The 18,003-nt window shown below is 53.5% G+C and carries 17 protein-coding genes; 2 read left to right on the plus strand and 15 right to left on the minus strand.

All coding sequences use genetic code 11. The annotated features are described in order from the left end of the window. The first annotated feature begins 71 nt into the window (after positions 1-71). Complete coding sequence (ccoG, locus tag QUD59_RS03335) at positions 72-1,463, plus strand: cytochrome c oxidase accessory protein CcoG (protein ID WP_286239576.1); 1,392 nt, start codon at positions 72-74, stop codon at positions 1,461-1,463. A 73-nt stretch (positions 1,464-1,536) separates the two neighbouring features. Here the strand turns inward: ccoG and QUD59_RS03340 are convergent, their stop codons facing one another. From QUD59_RS03340 to cysD, 15 genes are all read right to left on the minus strand, one after another. Then, on the minus strand, positions 1,537-1,782 hold the full coding sequence (locus QUD59_RS03340) for a GIY-YIG nuclease family protein (RefSeq protein WP_286239578.1): 246 nt from the start codon (positions 1,780-1,782) through the stop codon (positions 1,537-1,539). 361 nt (positions 1,783-2,143) lie between these two features. Beyond that, complete coding sequence (nth, locus tag QUD59_RS03345) at positions 2,144-2,779, minus strand: endonuclease III (protein WP_286239579.1); 636 nt, start codon at positions 2,777-2,779, stop codon at positions 2,144-2,146. Between the two features lie 25 nt (positions 2,780-2,804). Continuing rightward, positions 2,805-3,773 (minus strand): GGDEF domain-containing protein, encoded by a 969-nt coding sequence (locus tag QUD59_RS03350; RefSeq protein WP_286239580.1) that lies wholly within the window; start codon positions 3,771-3,773, stop codon positions 2,805-2,807. Continuing rightward, positions 3,773-4,750, minus strand: a complete 978-nt coding sequence (locus tag QUD59_RS03355) for a response regulator (protein WP_286239582.1) — start codon at positions 4,748-4,750, stop codon at positions 3,773-3,775. Before QUD59_RS03355 ends, QUD59_RS03350 begins: the two co-directional genes overlap by 1 nt. A 188-nt stretch (positions 4,751-4,938) precedes the next feature. Further along, positions 4,939-5,496 (minus strand): hypothetical protein, encoded by a 558-nt coding sequence (locus tag QUD59_RS03360; RefSeq protein ID WP_286239584.1) that lies wholly within the window; start codon positions 5,494-5,496, stop codon positions 4,939-4,941. A gap of 16 nt (positions 5,497-5,512) precedes the next feature. Continuing rightward, entirely contained in the window at positions 5,513-6,640 is a 1,128-nt protein-coding gene (locus QUD59_RS03365; RefSeq protein ID WP_286239586.1) for a M48 family metallopeptidase, read from the minus strand. Between the two features lie 2 nt (positions 6,641-6,642). Further along, complete coding sequence (locus tag QUD59_RS03370; protein WP_286239587.1) at positions 6,643-7,410, minus strand: hypothetical protein; 768 nt, start codon at positions 7,408-7,410, stop codon at positions 6,643-6,645. A gap of 87 nt (positions 7,411-7,497) precedes the next feature. Beyond that, the gene (locus QUD59_RS03375; protein ID WP_286239590.1) at positions 7,498-8,199 is read right to left on the minus strand and encodes an electron transport complex subunit E; all 702 of its coding nucleotides are present in this window, start codon (positions 8,197-8,199) and stop codon (positions 7,498-7,500) included. Beyond that, the gene (gene rsxG / locus QUD59_RS03380) at positions 8,199-8,846 is read right to left on the minus strand and encodes an electron transport complex subunit RsxG (RefSeq protein WP_286239592.1); all 648 of its coding nucleotides are present in this window, start codon (positions 8,844-8,846) and stop codon (positions 8,199-8,201) included. The genes QUD59_RS03375 and rsxG overlap by 1 nt, the downstream gene beginning before the upstream one ends. Then, entirely contained in the window at positions 8,846-9,907 is a 1,062-nt protein-coding gene (gene rsxD, locus QUD59_RS03385; RefSeq protein ID WP_286239593.1) for an electron transport complex subunit RsxD, read from the minus strand. Before rsxD ends, rsxG begins: the two co-directional genes overlap by 1 nt. Before the next feature lie 14 nt (positions 9,908-9,921). Then, positions 9,922-12,864 (minus strand): electron transport complex subunit RsxC, encoded by a 2,943-nt coding sequence (gene rsxC / locus QUD59_RS03390; RefSeq protein WP_286239596.1) that lies wholly within the window; start codon positions 12,862-12,864, stop codon positions 9,922-9,924. Then, the gene (rsxB, locus tag QUD59_RS03395; RefSeq protein ID WP_286239599.1) at positions 12,864-13,460 is read right to left on the minus strand and encodes an electron transport complex subunit RsxB; all 597 of its coding nucleotides are present in this window, start codon (positions 13,458-13,460) and stop codon (positions 12,864-12,866) included. Before rsxB ends, rsxC begins: the two co-directional genes overlap by 1 nt. A 9-nt stretch (positions 13,461-13,469) precedes the next feature. Beyond that, complete coding sequence (gene rsxA, locus QUD59_RS03400; protein ID WP_286239600.1) at positions 13,470-14,051, minus strand: electron transport complex subunit RsxA; 582 nt, start codon at positions 14,049-14,051, stop codon at positions 13,470-13,472. A 144-nt stretch (positions 14,052-14,195) separates the two neighbouring features. Continuing rightward, complete coding sequence (gene cysN, locus QUD59_RS03405) at positions 14,196-15,878, minus strand: sulfate adenylyltransferase subunit CysN (protein WP_286239602.1); 1,683 nt, start codon at positions 15,876-15,878, stop codon at positions 14,196-14,198. A gap of 111 nt (positions 15,879-15,989) precedes the next feature. Next, positions 15,990-16,907, minus strand: coding sequence for a sulfate adenylyltransferase subunit CysD (gene cysD / locus QUD59_RS03410; protein WP_286239604.1), 918 nt, complete (start codon positions 16,905-16,907; stop codon positions 15,990-15,992). A 292-nt stretch (positions 16,908-17,199) separates the two neighbouring features. Between cysD and QUD59_RS03415 the strand changes: the two genes are divergently transcribed. Beyond that, the gene (locus QUD59_RS03415; RefSeq protein ID WP_286239605.1) at positions 17,200-17,985 is read left to right on the plus strand and encodes a sulfite exporter TauE/SafE family protein; all 786 of its coding nucleotides are present in this window, start codon (positions 17,200-17,202) and stop codon (positions 17,983-17,985) included. The last annotated feature ends 18 nt before the right edge of the window (positions 17,986-18,003 follow it).

The raw sequence follows: 18,003 nt of genomic DNA on the forward strand, positions 1-18,003 counted from the left end.
TTTATGCCTGACCCTATAAACCCTGATCGATTAGGCTTCACCTCAGTTAAGCCAACTGAAGTGAGCGCCTGATGCACCCCTCATCCGATAAAATTCCAGTGACCCAGCTATCCGATCCACCCCTGCCCGGTAATGGCAAATTTCATGTCCGCTTAGTGGAAGGGTTCTATCAAAATCTCAGACGTCTGATCAGCTGGCCCCTGATCGGCCTGTTTTTCGGTCTGGGTTGGGTGCGTATTGATGGCCAGCCGCTGGTTATGTTTGATTTTGCCGCCCACCGGATCTTTCTCTTCGGCGCTGAGTTGTCCTGGTACGACCTGCCCATTCTGGCGGGCCTGATGATCGCCGGTGCCAGCCTGCTGTTCTTTATGGCGGTTGGCTGGGGTCGTGTATGGTGCGGCTTTGCCTGTCCACAGTCGATCTGGACCTGGATTTTTATCCGCATTGAGCAATTCACCGAGGGCCGCGCATCTCAGCGGGCAAAACAGGACGCACAGTCTTTCACCCCGCTTCGCTTACTGCGCCGTGGCCTGAAACACCTGATCTGGCTGCTGGTTGCGCTGATCACGGCCCTCAGTTTCAGTGCTTACTTTGTGCCAATTGAAACCTTGCTGAGTGACCTGATACATGCGCGGGCCAGTTGGTTCAGTATCAGTTGGCTGACCGTGATGACCCTGCTGACCTACCTGAATGCCGGGCTGGTCAGAGAAAAGGTCTGCCTGCATATGTGCCCCTACTCGCGTTTTCAGGGAGTGATGTTCGACCCGGATACCCGCACGGTCAGTTACGATCAGCAGCGCGGCGAACCCCGGCGGGATAAACATCATCCACAATCCGCTGAAGGTGATTGTGTCGATTGCGGCATCTGCGTTCAGGTCTGCCCTACCGGGATCGATATACGCAACGGTCTGCAGGCCGCCTGTATCGACTGCGCTGCCTGCATCGATGCCTGCGATCAGGTTATGGATAAGCTGGGCCGGGATCGCGGGCTGATCGGTTTCTATTCAGAACAGCAGCTCAATACCACGATGCTACCCCGGCAGGAAGAACACAGCCCGATGCTGCGCCCTCGTCTGCTCGGTTATCTGTCGGTGCTGGTTGTCACGCTCTGGGCTGTCGTCTATGGCCTCGGCCAGCGAACTGATCTGCTGATTGAGATCGCCCGCGAACGGGGTGAACTCTACCAGATGGAAGGCAACCGGATCTGCAACCGTTACCGGGTAGAACTGGAGCGCTTTAATCCGGATCTGAAACAACTGCAACTGGCTGTCAGAACCGCAGAGCCGGGACTGAACCTGACCGTCTCCGGCCCGCTTCTGATCGATCTGCAACCCGGTAACCGGGTTATCCACTACCAGCTCTGTAGTCAGAAAGCTCCCATGCAATCACGTAATCAGATCCATTTTGAGTTTAATCAGGCCGGCTTCATTGCCAGTAAGGAGAGCACTTTTCTGGCACCCTGAAGAGGTGGCAGGCCGGTGAACCCAGGTTCGAGAGGGCCGGCCTGCCCGATTCAGAAATGCTCAGGAGGTGAAATCAGAGCAGTTTTAGTTTTGCCTGTCGTGGCCACTTCTTAATCGCAGACTCACGTTTACAGGCCGCAGACCTGTCCGGATGCGGCTCCTGCCAGACCAGTTCGACGGGGCGTCGCAACCGGGTGTATTTAGCCCCCCCAACCAGCTCGCCATTATGTTGCCTCAGACGACGCTGCAGATCGGTGGTCACACCGGTATAAAGGCTGCCATCAGCGCAGCGTAAGATATACACAAACCAGTCTGCCATCACTGCCCCTGTTGCCCTGTTGCGTCCATAAATGACACCCGCTCGCACCTATATCGGTAAGGATTCACTTACGCGCAAGAATATAAATTACGCGGAACATGAAAGGTCGATCAGAAATAATACCGGAAAATATGATCCACACCGCCAGCCTGTCCCCGAATGATTGTGGATATTTTTCAACCAACCCGGCCCTGGGCACACTGCTTACTTTTAAGCCAATGAAAAATAAGCGATTTCAAATATGAATAGATATCCATCAAAATGCTGAAGCTGTAGAGACTATCGGCTCTGCAGCGATCTGCCCAAAACTTATCCATGAAGTTATCCACAATAAATCTGGATAACTGCGCAGACCGGTCGCTCAGAAATCGGTCTTCTCTTTAAACTCGCACAGATCTTCAATCAGACAGGAGCCGCACTTCGGCTTACGTGCCACACAGGTATAACGGCCGTGCAGAATCAACCAGTGATGGGCATCCAGCAGAAACTCCTTAGGCACAAACCGCAGCAGCTTCTGCTCAACCTCATTTACATTTTTTCCCGGAGCGATTCGGGTACGGTTTGAGACCCGGAAAATATGCGTATCCACCGCCATAGCCGGCTGGCCAAAAGCGGTATTGAGGACGACGTTGGCGGTTTTACGGCCCACACCGGGCAGCGCTTCCAGCGCTTCGCGGGTATCAGGCACCTCGGAGTGATGCTTTTCGATCAGGGCCTTGCAGGTTTTGATCACATTTTCCGCTTTGGCATTAAACAGGCCGATGGTCTTGATATATTCCTTCAGGCCGTCCACGCCCAGCGCATAGATCGCCTCGGGCGTATTTGCCACCGGATAGAGCTTGCGGGTCGCTTTATTCACCCCAACATCCGTCGCCTGAGCAGAGAGAATCACCGCAATCAGCAGCTCAAAGGGAGTGCTGTATTCCAGTTCAGTGGTCGGGTTCGGGTTATCTTCGCGCCAGCGGGAGAAAATCTCGTAACGTTTCTGTTTATTCATTGCGGTTTAAACTTGGTAGCAGCGGTTATTCGTCTTCATCAAACAGGGTCACCAGATTGCGCCCGTTCTGCTTGGATTGATACAGGGCGCGGTCGGCCTCTTCCAGCCATACCTGAGAACTCCCCTGACGAAAACTCAGTTCAGACACCCCAAGACTGATGGTTACCTGAATCCGGTCAGCCCCATAGGGAAGAATGACCGATTCTACCCGCTCACGCAGGCGTTCAGCAAAAATCATTGCCCGCTCACCGTTGGTGCCGGTCAGTAACGCCACATACTCCTCACCGCCATAGCGTCCCAGCACATCGGTTTTACGTGCCTGCTCCTGAAGGGTTTTCGCTACCATCTTAATCACTTCATCGCCCGCCTGATGGCCGTAGGTATCATTAACCTTTTTGAAGTGGTCGATATCAAAAATCACCAGTGAAGTCGGCAACTGGCTGCGCTGGTAACGTTCAAACTCCTGCTCCAGACACTCCTGCCAGTGACCCCGGTTAAACAGGCCGGTCAGTCGATCTTCACGGCTCAGGTTTTCCAGTTTGCGGTTCATCTGTTTCAGCGCCAGCTGACCCATCGCCGTATCAGTCACGTCGTAGATCAGAATCCCGATATGATCCACCTCCCCCGAGGGTGAGTTAAGCGGAATCAGGGTGATATTCTGATACATATAACGCGCCTGACCGGTGACCGGCCGGTTACTCTTGAAATGGAACAGATAAGGTCGCTGCTCCCAGGAGATATAAGCGGGATTACGTAACAGGTATACCGACTCAATCTTATGCTGAAGCCAGCTTTCCGGCAGCTCGGGGAACAGGCTGAACAGGTGCTGACCACAGACTTTACGGGCTTCTACGCCGGAGTGGTTCTCCATAAACCCGTTCCAGAGCTTGATCGTACCCGCCCGGTCCACGACCAGCAGACCTACCTCCAGATTCTGAATCAGCCCCAGAGTCCAGTGCAGTTCATCGATATCCTGAAAGTCATAGCTGTTCATCAGAAGTAACTCGCTATTTTCTGTAACCGGGGCAGAGAGTCCGGGGTAAACACCAGCAACAGTTCGCACTCAAAGTCATGCTCACTGAGACGGTAGTCGATACTGATTGTCAGGGTTGAGGCAAACTTCTCGATCCGGTCGTTCATGCCGTTATAGTCATGCACGATAAACGGGGTGCCTTTACTGAAGACCAGATCGAGTTGCTGAGAGAAACTGGAGAGGAACGCCGCAATCAGTGCATTGGCTAACGACATCATCAGTTCGGAGCGACGAAACTCACCACTGTCATAGGCCGGCATAAGACGGGAGACCTTAGCCAGATTCCCCTTCGGCAGGATCAGCAATGCTTCACCGGCGACACCCCCGCCAATAAAGCCCTGACTGATCAGGTCACAATCTGACTGCCGTACCTGAATCAGTTGAGCATTAATATCCACGGCTTCTGTCATAGTCACCGCCGGAATCGGCAGATGAATAAAGGTATTCAGCAGTCGCGCCAGCATCTCACCCGCCTGCCCCATCGCCACGTTAGAGACCTCCTGATAATACTCTGGCAAGGCAATCAGATTGTCCGGGCTATCAGAAGTATCAGAAGGGTGCTCCAGCTCACTGAGTAACCCAAATTGCTGCAGCACTTCGGTGATCGACTCAGGCGTGGTAGGTTTTTTGATAAATTCGAGCGCGCCCAGTTGCAATACCCGCTTGCGCGCTTCCGGCTGCACATCAGCAGACACCACAATCGTCATGGCTGGCAGATCATCCCGACGGATACGCTCCAGCACCTGGTAGCCATCCATAATCGGCATAGTCAGATCCAGAAACAGAATCTCACCTTTTCCGGCGCGAACCGCCTCAAGCCCTTCAAGACCATGTTCGGCAAACGTTACTTCTACGTTCCAACCCCGCAGGGCCGAGGCCATCTGCTTACGTGCTAAACGGGAATCGTCACATATCACTACGGGAACAGGCCGGCTCACTCGATTTTCCTGACTCAGAAACAGTGGAAAGACAAGAGCAAAGCCTAAAGCAAGCCCCCGCAGAAAACAATTCTGCGGGGGGCCAATTTCAACCGCGTAGTGGCTTAAGGCCATTAACGGTGAACTGCGCGTTACATCTACAGACTTCAGGGCATGCAGAGCACCAACAGAACTTGTTCGCAGCTTCCTTAATTAACTAATCTGAAGGAACCCGCCATCGCTTCAAATTCAGCTAACTCTTTATCAAAGAAATAAAGGGCAGGCGCCTGATAGCTCATGCTATAGAATCGCTTATCTTTCAGGGTACCGTATACCAGGATTTTATATTCAAGACCTGCCGTGGTAACGGCGTTGAGGTGCATTTTGAACCCATCCTCTCCAAGCAGCATAACAGGCTCCAGAGACTCCTGTTCAACCGTCGCACCCGCAAGACGGGCTTTGTAGTCTTCAATATAATGTTCGGCGATCTCCGTGATCAACGCATTCTCAGCCAGCTTAATTTCCAGTGCAGCAAAGGGCTTTTCCAGCTCAGTCTGAATAAAGCCAATCTTCTGAAGGGACAGGCCATCTTTGGTGATAATCAATTCTCCGGGGACTGAACTGTTGTACTGTACCCAACCACCCGGAACCCGGACCTCGAACGAACCGGCACCATTTCTGACACTGGACTCAGCATCCGGCAAGCGTGTGAATGCCTGACAACCTGCCAGCATTAACGCAAGAGCAACAACGATGATTTTCTTCATTGATTGGATTCCTTTCTTACATCAACTTATTTAAATAGAATTCCGCAAAAGCAGTGTCTTCATCTTCAGAGGCGAACTTCAGATAGTTTTGCAGATGACTGACGGCCTGTTCCTGCTGCTCAGTTTTCAGATAATAAAAGCCTAACGCTTTGTGTGCAGCAGCGTAGCCCGGCTGTTGATCCAGTGCGGCCAGTAAATGCTCTTCCGCCTTTAAATGACTTTCCTGATCCTCTTTTTTCAACAGCGCAAGGCCCATCAGAAAATCAAAATGTTCCGGATATAATCGTTTCGACGCTTCATCCTCGAGCGTCGCCAGAACAGCCCGGACCTTACCGGCAGCAAGCTTTTCACGTAAAACACTTTCTCTGACAGGCCCTACTACAGACTGGTAAGCAGAGAAACCAACCTCTCCGCCGGCACTCCCCTCAGCCTCATGTAAACGCTGAAAGTTTTCGATCCGGCTTTGTAATTTGGGATGGCTGGCAAAAAAATAGGGTTCATCCACGTCCTCAGCCTTCACCTCACGGGCGAGAATTTCGAACGCCCGGGACGCTTCAGAGGTATCGTAACCCGCCTGCCTGAGGCGAATAAAACCCAGATTATCTGCTTCAGTTTCATGCTCCTGTGAGTAACCACTCATGGAGTTGAGAGCGACTAACTGTCCGGCAAAAGGAACACCCATCATTGATACAGCCAGCGCCCAGCCCTGACTGTTCTGATTGTAAACCCTCTGCTTCGCACCGTGCTTCTGAAGAAAATGGACTCCTTCGTGTGCCAGCACCGATGCGATCTGCGCCTCATTTTCCAGTGAAGTCAGCATACCCATATTGATGTAAATGCTGCCATTGGGAAGCGCAAATGCATTCAATACCGGAGCCTTATGCAGATTAACCCTGATACTGCCCTGAAACTCGGGGTAGAGCCGGTCCATCACTGCCTGAAGATAGCCCTGAATATCCGGATAGTCAGGAATTTTTCGCCCTTTAACCATCGCGGTATCAAACTTTTCAGCCTGATACCACAAACGGGTCTCTCCTTCCGTATCCGCAGCAATCTCATCTCCACTTTGAAAAGACTTAATTTGTGTAGATTTACAGCCGGCTAACAGCAGAATCAGGCAAATAAGGGTAATGCGATTCGCCATTGCTATTTACCAGCCACCTGAACCACTGCAGTGCGTCCTACCGCCTCAGCAGGCAGAGTTTCGAGCGCCTTGATGACTGACTTCTGGACATCTTCCTCAGTCAGGAATCCAACTTCCTGTGAGAAAACAAAATTGTTCCAGATAACATTGCCGGTTTCCGTCTCAACAATCCCGACAGTGAGATAGGAGAACCCCATAGGAATCGCCACGCCAAAAATAGCCGCTGCCACCATCGCGGCTTTACGCCCCTCGGTACTGATGTAATCCTGCCCCGAAGTAAAAACGATGTAATTAAGGCCATATTTTTCGTTTAGAAAGGCCAACCCAGGCCCCAGTGTCGTTTTCGTGCTCAGCGCGTCCTGATTCCAGGCGGGATGGCGGTTACGGGTGATCTCTGATTCAACCACCGGGTAATAGAGTTCAGCGTACTGCTCCAGAAGCTGCTTTTCTTCCCCGCTGAGCTCGGGCTGACCCACTACCCGAAATTTTTCCAGACCAGAGAACTCTGCGGTTACAGCTTCAGTCACCAGTTCGGTACCGGTCTGTGTCCACTCAGGTACCTCCTCAGCACTGCTGACACCCAGTTCAAATATCTGAATATCCGCAGTGGTCATCAGCAACTGATGATTCTCCTGAGAAGCCAGCGAAGTCTGGAGATGCTCATGCTGGCCTTTATGGACCGACGTCACGCAGCCGGCAAGCGATAATACGAGCAGGAATAGCGAAGAGATACGCAGCGACCGCTGCAGAGAAAACTCAGGTAAGATCATAGCCCCATCCATGAAACAACAATTGAATGGGGCCATGTTAATGAAGCCTTGCTAAAAAAAGCAAACGCCTTTAGTCGAATAGTGCGCTCAGCCGGTTACCCGCACTCGCTCCGGCCGGGAACCCGGGTCAGAAGCCACTTCCGCCTTACGCTGTTGCAGGCGGCTGTCGATAATGTTCTTCAGGGCGATCAGCAGCCCCATACCGACAAAGGCACCCGGTGGTAACACCGCAAACAGGAAACCTGTGTAATCTTCAACCAGAGTGATTTTCCAGCTTTCAGCCGCAGGGCCGAACAGCAGTTGCATATCGCTGAACAGGGTACCAAGACCCAGTGCTTCACGCATCGCCCCGAGCAGAATCAGTACCGCAGAGAAGCCGAGGCCCATCATCAGACCATCCAGCAGGGAGGCTTTAACCGGGTTTTTACAGGCGAACGCATCCGCACGGCCCATAATCGCGCAGTTGGTTACGATCAGCGGGATAAAGATCCCCAGAATCAGGTAAAGCTCATAGGTAAACGCTTTCATGAGCAGTTCGATGGCGGTTACAAACGAGGCGATGATCATCACAAAAATAGGCAGGCGGACGGAATCCGGCACAAACTTCCGAAAGGCTGACACCGTCAGGTTGGAGCCCATCAGTACCAGTGTACTGGCCAGCCCGAGACCGATCGCATTGACCACAGAACCGGTCACCGCCAGCAGCGGACAGAGCCCCAGTAGCTGAACCAGTGCCGGGTTATTACCCCAGAGGCCATCCAGAGTGATTTTTTTGTAATCCGCTGACATCAGTTAGTTACCTCTGCTGTGTGTTCCGGGCTTAGCTGCAGCAGATGGGTCCGGTTTGCTGCAAAGTAATCCAGCCCGCGGGAAACTGCGTTGACTACGGCGCGCGGGGTGATCGTTGCACCGGTAAACTGGTCAAACTGACCACCATCTTTCTTCACCGCCCAGCGCGGGTCATCAGTCCCCTGCTTGGCGAGACCGTTAAAGCTGAACACCCAGGCGGATTTCTTGGTATCCACCTTATCTCCCAGGCCCGGTGTTTCCTTATGGCCCAGTACCCGCACACCCGCTACGCTGCCATCCGCATTAAACCCGGCAATCAAATCGATTCGACCACTGTAGCCATCCGGAGCAACAAGCGGCAGAATCACCGTTGTCACCCGGCCAGCCTTACGTGCCCGGTAAGCGATAACCGGTTGAGTATCGCCGGTAATCTCCGGCGCGACCAGCTCCAGGGTATCTTCCAGCAGGTCATTATCGATACTCTGACGAGGCACAATCTCATACAGAGCCCGGGCTTTCTGTTCACGCTCATTACGCGAGATTTTATCGGCCGTAGTGACCTGAGTCACCGCAATAATCGCAGCGCAGACCACAGCAAACAGACTGATCGCCAGAGTGCTGGTTTTCATTGCACTGAAAAGCTGCATTATGCGCCTCCCTTCATGCCGCGCTTGGCACGGGCGTGGCCGTAAGAGCGGGGCTGAGTGTACTGATCGATAAAGGGTGCTGCCAGATTCATCAGCAGTACGGCAAACGCGACCGCATCCGGATAACCACCCCAGTCACGGATGATGAAGATCAGCAGGCCGATACCGATACCGAAAATAATCTTACCTTTGTTACTGGTCGCTGAAGTAACCGGGTCGGTGGCAATAAAGAATGCCCCGAGCATGGTCGCCCCTGCCGTCAGATGGAAAAACGGATCCGCATAGCTGTATGGGTCCAGCAGATAGAAAAGCGATGCAACCACACCCAGCGTGATCAGAATCGATGCCGGTGTGTGCAGCGTAAATACCTTACGGTAGAACAGAAAAATTCCACCCATGAGGTAAGCCGCACTGACTGCATGCCACGCACCGATACCATTGGCCAGCACCGGCACACTGCTCCACACCTCTTCGGTGGTCTGACCGCCACGATGACGCATGGCATCCAGGGGCGTGGCGCCGGAGTAGCTGTCGATCAGGGTCTGATCCAGTGAACCGAAGATCAGGCTCAGGGTGTCTGCAAACCCCAGTACGTTCCAGCTTTCGCCCCCCTCAATCATAACGAACGGCATGGTCCAGCTTGTCATCTGTACCGGAAACGAAACCAGCAGCAGTGCATAAGCGACCATGGCCGGATTAAAGGGATTCTGACCCAGACCGCCATAGAGATGCTTGGCAATCACAATCGCTACGAATACCCCCACCAATGTGACCCACCAGGGGGCAAACGGGGGCAGTGCCAACCCGAGCAATAACGCGGTAACCACCGCACTGTAATCTTTCAGGTAAAAGCCGAGAGGACGTTTACGCAGTTTGATGATGGCGGCCTCAAACAGAACCGCCAGCAGGACTGCCCAGATCACATTGATCAACGTTCCCCAACCAAAGAAAAAGGTCATCGCCGCCAGGCCCGGCAGGGTGGCAAGCGCCACCAGACGCATCACATCAGAGGTACTGCTGGCCTTATGAAGATGAGGGGAGCTGGTACGTATCAGCGCCATCGGTCACACAATCCTTAATCGGTAAAACGACTTAGAGTCTGGTTTAATTGTTCCGCTTCCTGCTGGGCAGCCACGAGCTGCTGCTCGATACCCGGCAGTTCTTCGGTATTCTCTTCACGCGCTTTGCTCAATGCCCGTTCCGCTTTAGTCACCGCAGCACGCGCCATGGCAGCATCGATTTTCAGTTGTTTCAGATCGATCCCTTCTGCGGCGGCGAGGTTAACCTGCTTCTGCTCATAAGCATCAAAGGCCTCTTTTGCTTCCTCATGCAAGGCTTCGAGACGATTGACCTCCGCCTGCAGTTCCGCCTGCTCAGATGGATCTGCCGCTTCCAGCGCAGCCTGTGCTTTCTTCAGTTTGGTGCGCATGATCGACACCTGCTGTTTCAGGGCTTTCGGGTCAACCTCGGGCTGAGTCTCCTCAACCACCCGCTCACCGCCTGCCTGCAGATATTCCTGCTCCAGCTCAGTCTGCTTAGCGGCCAGTTTGTCGACACCCGCACGCATCTTTTCAACCGCCGGGCTACCGGAAACGATCGCTTTTTCCAGCGCATCCCGCGCTTTCGCCACTTTCGCCTGCATCGCTTCCAGATCACTGCGCAGCTCATCAAGCTGAGCGTTAGCCGCCGGTGCAGCACTGAACGCGGCTTCAGCCTGCTCATATTCAGACCTGGCTGCATCATATTTGCTCTGCAGCTTGTCGACCCCGGCACGCATTTTCTCGACCGCCGGACTCGCGGAGGCTTCGGCATCGGCGAGTGCCTGTCGGGCTTTCTCGACTTTGGCCTGTAAAGCGTCCATATCGGCTTTGAGTTCTGCACGGTTATCAACGGCCGGCCGGGCCGCTCCGGCACCAGCCGCCTGATCATATTCTGCCTGTGCCTCAGCGTACTTAGACTGAAGTTTTTCAACCCCTGCACGCATTTTATCAACGGCCGGACTACCGGACGCTTCAGCAGCAGCCAGTGCCTGACGGGCTTTTTCTACTTTTGCCAGCGCCGCATCGGCCGTCGCTTTCAACTCATCCAGATTCACTGCAGGCGCTGCCGCCGGAGCGCTGCCGGATTCCGCCTGATCGTAAGCGGTCTGTGCGGCTTCGGTTTTCGCTTTCTGCTCGGCCAGACGTGCTTCCAGTTCGGCAATATTATCCGCCCCGCTCTCCTGCGCTTTTGCCAGCGCTTTCTCAGCCTGCTTAAGCTTGGTACGCGCCACTGCCGCGTTGGTTTTGAGCTGCTTGACATCAACCACCGGGGCAGCCGGAGGCGCGCTCTGAGCCTGCTGGTAGGCGGTCTCAGCCGCTTCCGCTTTGGCTTCCAGTTCGGTCACGGTCTGACGTAGCTGATCCAGACCATCCAGTCCTTTAGATTCAGCATCAGCCAGCGCTTTCTGAGCTTTCTTCAGTTTGGTCCGGGAAACGGCCGCTGCGGTTTTCAGTGTCTTCAGATCAGGCTCAGCCGAGGCTGCCGGTTTCTCTTCAGCAACACTGGCCGCTTTGTCTTTTTTCACTGCCTGTGCTTTAGCGGCTTCTTCAGCCCGCTGTTTGCGGCGCAGCTCTTTCTCGACTTTCTCCTGCTCCAGACGTGCCTGACGCGCTTCAAAACGGATACGGGCATGCTCGGCTTTACGTTGCTGCTCCTCTTCCGCACGAATCTCAGCTTTGGCAAAACGGTAGTACTGCACCAGCGGAATATTACTCGGGCAAACGTAGGAACAGGCACCACACTCGATACAGTCAAACAGGTTATGGTGCTTGGCCTTGTCGAACTCTTTACCTTTGGCAAACCAGTGTAACTGCTGCGGCAGCAATTCTGCCGGGCAAACCTGTTCACACATACCGCAGCGAATACATGGATTGGCCGGAGGTGCTGGAGGCATCTCGTCTTCCGTGGCAGCGATAATGCAGTTAGTGGTTTTGATCATCGGAATGGCCGATGTATCCACGGTAAAGCCCATCATCGGCCCACCGACGACCAGGCGGTAGAGTTCTGCTGATTTCACCTCAGCAGCCTGCAACAGGGTTTCCAGTGGTGTACCGATCAGCGCCCGCATGTTGTGCGGATGGCCCAAGGCGTCACCGGTCAGGGTAACAATACGTGAGATCAGAGGAACCCCCTCTGCCACCGCTTCCTGAATCGCCGCGGCCGTACCCACATTCTGACAGACGATACCGACATCCGCCGGAATCTTGCCGCTCGGAACCTCGATACCGGTCAGCAGTTTGATCAGTTGCTTTTCACCGCCGGAAGGATAGACGGTAGGCACCACGACGATATCGATCGTCAACGGCGAATGGGTCACCGCCTGCTCCAGAGCACGAATCGCCTGGGGCTTGTTATCTTCAATGCCGATCATCACATGGTGCGGCTGTAACAGATGAGCGATCACTTCGATCCCCTTCACCACCTGTTCAGCGTACTCCCGCAACAGCATATCGTCAGCCGTGATATAAGGTTCACACTCCATCGCGTTAAGGATCAGGGTATTAACGATATGATCATCGCCCAGATGCAATTTAACGTCGGTAGGGAAACCCGCACCACCCATGCCGCTGATGCCATGATGACGGATAAAATCGATCAGTTCCTGCTTGGGAACCGCTTTGTAATCTTCCAGTCCCTGATGTTCACACCACTCATCCTGTCCATCGGTACGGATTACCACACACGGCGCGCTCATACCAGAAATATGTGGTACCGGGCGTGATTCGATCGCTTCGACCACCCCGGAGCTGGGTGCATGAACATTTACGCTGATCCGCCCCACCGCTTCCGCAATCACCTGACCTTTAAGTACCCGCTGACCCACACTGACCACCACCTCAGAAGGTGCGCCAATATGTTGTGAAAGCGGCACGATCAGCCGTTCCGGGATCGGGGCAACCTGAATCGGGCCACCCGTGGACTGGCGTTTATTTTCCGGCGGATGAACACCACCATGAAAAGCAAACTGGGTACTCATCAGGCAGCACCCCGCTCAGACACATCACCACGGCGGTCAGTTACGATCAGTTCTACACCCGGTTTCGGCATATCCCACTTCCAGGTGTTCAGGGTTGTTTCAACAGGCAGCATATCTATACAGTCAACCGGGCAGGGTTCGACACACAGGTCACAACCGGTACATTCAGACTCAATCACCGTGTGCATCTGCTTGGCCGCGCCGAGGATCGCATCCACCGGGCAGGCCTGAATGCACTTAGTGCAGCCGATACATTCATCTTCACGGATATAGGCAACCTTGCGAACAGGTTCCTCTTCCGCCCCACCTTCAAGAGGAATCGCTTCAACATCCAGCAGATCTGCCAGCGCCTCGACGGTACTCTGACCGCCCGGCGGGCATTTGTTAATCGCATCACCCTCGGCAATCGCTTCGGCATAGGGACGACAGCCCGGGTAGCCGCACTGACCACACTGGGTCTGAGGCAAAATACCGTCAATCTGGTCGACCAGCGGGTTGCCTTCCACTTTGAAACGGACTGAGGCAAAACCGAGCAGAAGGCCAAATACCAGTGCCAGGCCGAGCAGGGCAAAAATCGCAATCAGAATTATCGTCACGGTCGGCTCCTAAATCTGTACCAGACCGGTGAAGCCCATAAAGGCGAGGGACATCAGGCCTGCGGTGACCATACCGATCGCCGCTCCCTGGAAAGGTACCGGCACATCAGCCACCGCAATACGCTCACGCATGGCCGAGAACAGAATCAGTGCCAGAGAGAAGCCGACCGCAGCACCGAAACCATAGACAATGGAGTCGATAAAGCCGTTCAGCTTTTTAATATTCAGCAGCGCTACACCGAGTACCGCACAGTTAGTGGTAATCAGGGGCAGAAAGATACCCAGCACTTTGTACAGCAGCGGGCTGGTTTTACGCACCACCATCTCGGTGAACTGTACAACAACAGCGATCACCAGAATAAAGGTGATGGTTTGCAGGTACCCCAGATCCAGTGGCTGCAGCAGGTAGGTATAAGCCAGATAACTGCAGACCGAGGACAACGTCAGTACAAAGGTGGTAGCCAGCGACATACCCATGGCTGTTTCCAGCTTATTGGAAACCCCCATAAACGGGCACAGTCCGAGGAACTGAACCAGTACAAAGTTGTTAACCAGCACGGTGCTGATGACGATCAGAAGGTATTCTGTCATTGGATCGCTTTATTCCTGGCCTTTACACCAGTACCTTGGGCAAAAGATTAGAAACCGCTAAAGTTTACCTGTTCTGTAAACGATTAGGTATAGCGTCAACCTGATCTGGCACAAGCGCGGGGAGCCGGAGCTCCCCGTTCGTGTTTACAGTGATTGCAACTGTTCCAGTGCTGCCTGCAGGCGTGCAGCATCGGATTCGGCTGGCAACTGAGCCAGTTCCAGATTGATGGCATCGGCTGCCGGCTGTTCCGCCTCGATCAGGCTGATAAGACCCGCCTGACCCAGCAGAGTTCCCAGCGCTGCCAGTTCAACACCGGCTACCTGAGCCTGATTGAAGGCTGCAACCGCACGACCCTGTTCGAACAGAACCCGTTCCAGACTGTACAGCAGCGTCGCACGCTGTGCGGCATCACCACCACTGATCACAACTGTCGCCGGCTGCTGACCAAAGCGGATTGCACGATCACCGGCAGTCACCGCTGATTCAGAAACGATACGGCCTTCAAGATCACTCAGTTCAGCCACGCTGTCTTCGATGATCATACCCGCCGCAACGGTGGCATTGGTCAGACGATCAACGATGATGAAAGAGCCGGTACCGTGGTGATCGCGGTAGTCATCCGCCACCACAGGACGCTCCAGTGTAATCTCGCAACGACCAATCTCATTCAGCGCCAGACCCGTAGCAGGTGACTGCTCCAGTGTGTTGACATCGACCAGATGACGAACGTTACTGATACCACCGGCAACCCGGGTAGTATTGAGTTTAACTTCGTACTGACGACCCGACTGCAGCGGCGCTTCAGCCATCCATACCACCATCGCATCAAAACGGCTGGTAGTCGCAGGGACTGATTTGCTGTGTACCAGCATATCGCCACGGGAGATATCGATCTCATCTTCCAGAGTCAGGGTCACAGCCATCGGCGGGAACGCTTCAGCGATTTCGCCTTCGTAGGTCACGATCGACTTCACTTTGCTGGACTTACCGGATGGCAATACAGTCACCTCATCACCCGGACGAACAATACCGGAGGTCAGGGTGCCGCAGTAACCACGGAAGTCCAGGTTTGGACGGTTAACGTACTGCACCGGGAAGCGCAGATCGTCAAAGTTCTGGTCATTGGCGATCTGAACGGTTTCCAGCGTTTCCATCAGTGGCTCGCCCTGATACCAGCTCATTGATTCCGATGGAGAAACCACGTTGTCGCCTTTCAGCGCAGAGATCGGCACAAACTGGATATCCGGCAGGTCAAGCTGCTTGGAGAATTCCAGATATTCCGCTTTGATCTGCTCGAAGCGTTCTTCGCTGAAATCCACCAGATCCATCTTGTTAATAGCAACGATGGTGTGTTTGATACCCAGCAAAGACACGATAAAGCTGTGACGTTTGGTCTGTACCTGAACTCCATGACGGGCATCGATCAGGATAATCGCCAGATCACAGGTAGAAGCACCGGTCGCCATATTACGGGTGTACTGCTCATGGCCCGGGGTGTCAGCAATAATAAATTTACGCTTGGCGGTGGAGAAGTAACGGTATGCCACATCAATGGTAATACCCTGCTCGCGCTCGGCCTGAAGACCATCTACCAGCAGTGCCAGATCCAGCTCTTCACCGGCATTACCTACACGTTCGTTATCCTTCTGAATGGCTGCAAGCTGATCTTCATAGATCATTTTTGAGTCGTGCAGCAAACGTCCGATCAGGGTGGATTTACCGTCATCCACGCTACCGCAGGTCAGGAAACGCAGCAGTTCTTTGTTCTCATGCTGATGCAGGTACGCCTGGATATCGTTTGCAATCAGATCACTTTGGTGACTCATTTGTTTCTCCTCAGGAGAGCCCGGCTGCCACTCAGCAACGGGGCCTTAATTCTGTAAATTTACCGAAAACGGGTGGCATAAAGATAAAACCACCCCAATAGCGAAAAAGCGTTAGAAGTAACCTTCCATCTTTTTCTTCTCCATGGAACCGGCGCTGTCGTGGTCGATGGCACGGCCCTGACGCTCAGACGTGGTCGTCAGCAGCATCTCCTGAATGATTTCAGGCAGTGTCGCAGCTTCAGACTCTACGGCACCGGTCAGCGGGTAGCAGCCCAGCGTACGGAAACGCACGCTCTTCATCTCAGGCACTTCACCTTCGTTCAGCGGCATACGCTCGTCATCAACCATGATCAGCATGCCGTCACGTTCAACAACCGGACGTTTAGCGGAGTAGTAAAGCGGTACGATAGAGATATTTTCCAGGTAGATGTACTGCCAGATATCCAGTTCAGTCCAGTTGGACAGCGGGAATACACGAATACTCTCGCCCTTATCTACACGGGTATTGAAAACATTCCAGAGCTCAGGACGCTGGCTTTTCGGATCCCAGCGGTGGTTCTGGTCACGGAACGAGAAAACACGCTCTTTGGCACGGGATTTCTCTTCATCACGACGTGCGCCACCAAAAGCGGCATCGAACTGGTGTTTATCCAGCGCCTGCTTCAGCGCCTGAGTTTTCATGATATCGGTGTGCTTGGAGGAACCGTGGGTAAACGGGCCAATGCCCATATCCACACCTTCCTGATTGATGTGCACAATCAGGTCCATACCCGCTTCTTTCGCCATCTTGTCGCGGAACTGGATCATCTCTTTGAATTTCCAGGTGGTGTCCACATGCATCAGCGGGAACGGCGGCTTGCCCGGCGCAAACGCTTTACGCGCCAGATGCAGCATAACCGCAGAGTCTTTACCGATGGAGTACAGCATTACCGGGTTTTCGAACTCAGCAGCCACTTCACGAATGATATGAATACTCTCAGCTTCAAGTTGCTTGAGATGCGTTAAACGATGTTCAGGTAAGGCACTCATCAGAAATACTCTAAATTGTTGCGATAAAAAGGTTCGGAACTGCCGCGTAAAGGCCAGGACAGAACTATCCAAAATAATTGCGGCGCATTATCGCAGCCCTACCAATAAAACGCAAAAGAATATATAATTAGCTTTTTATTCCTTATAGAAATATAGAGAGCGACATTCTATAGCGCAGCGGCCGTCCGGCCCGCTTAACACAAAATGATATAAACAGATTCCCAATTATTATTTTGAGTTATATAAAACCTGCTCTATTATGCCGCCAGTTTACTCTTGGACAGGTCTACCCATGGAACTTGCGTACAGTTTTGCAGGCTTAGTTGTTGGCTTTATCGTCGGCCTCACCGGTATTGGTGGTGGTGCGCTGATGACGCCAATCCTGATTGTGGTGTTTGGCATCCCGCCAATTATCGCCGTCAGTACCGACCTGTTGTACGCGGCCATCACCAAATGCGGCGGCATGATCTCTTACGCGCGTAAAAAATTGGTGGAGTGGAAGGTTGTTATTCAACTTCTGCTTGGTAGTATCCCCGGCAGCCTGATCACCATCAGTTACCTGAAAGGACTGGATGGTCTGGAACAGATCGAACATCTGATGAACCTGACCCTGGGCTTCTCCCTGGTCCTGACATCAGTAGCGGTGTTCCTGCGTAATAAAATTCGTAATCAGGCGATGCGCTGGCAGCACAGTACCGCCGCCAGCCATGCCCGACGCTGGCGTCCGGTGATGACCACAGCCATGGGCCTTGTGCTTGGCTGTCTGGTCACCCTCTCCTCGGTGGGAGCCGGTGCACTGGGCACAGCGCTGTTGATTCTGCTCTATCCACGGATGAGCATGCCGACCATTGTCGGCACCGATCTGGTACATGCGGTGGTTCTGACCTCCATCGCCGGTGCCGGACACTACCAGATGGGCAGTGTGGATTTTGACCTGCTGATCTATCTGTTGCTCGGTTCCCTGCCCGGGGTGTTTGTCGGCAGCCATATCGGCACCCGACTGTCACCCAAGGTAATGCAACCGATCATGGGATCCATTTTATTAGCCATCGGCCTGCGGTTTGTAATCGCAGGTTAACCCGAAAAGTGAGGTGTC

The organism is Neptuniibacter halophilus, from assembly GCF_030295765.1.
GTDB classification, from domain to species: domain Bacteria; phylum Pseudomonadota; class Gammaproteobacteria; order Pseudomonadales; family Balneatricaceae; genus Neptuniibacter; species Neptuniibacter halophilus.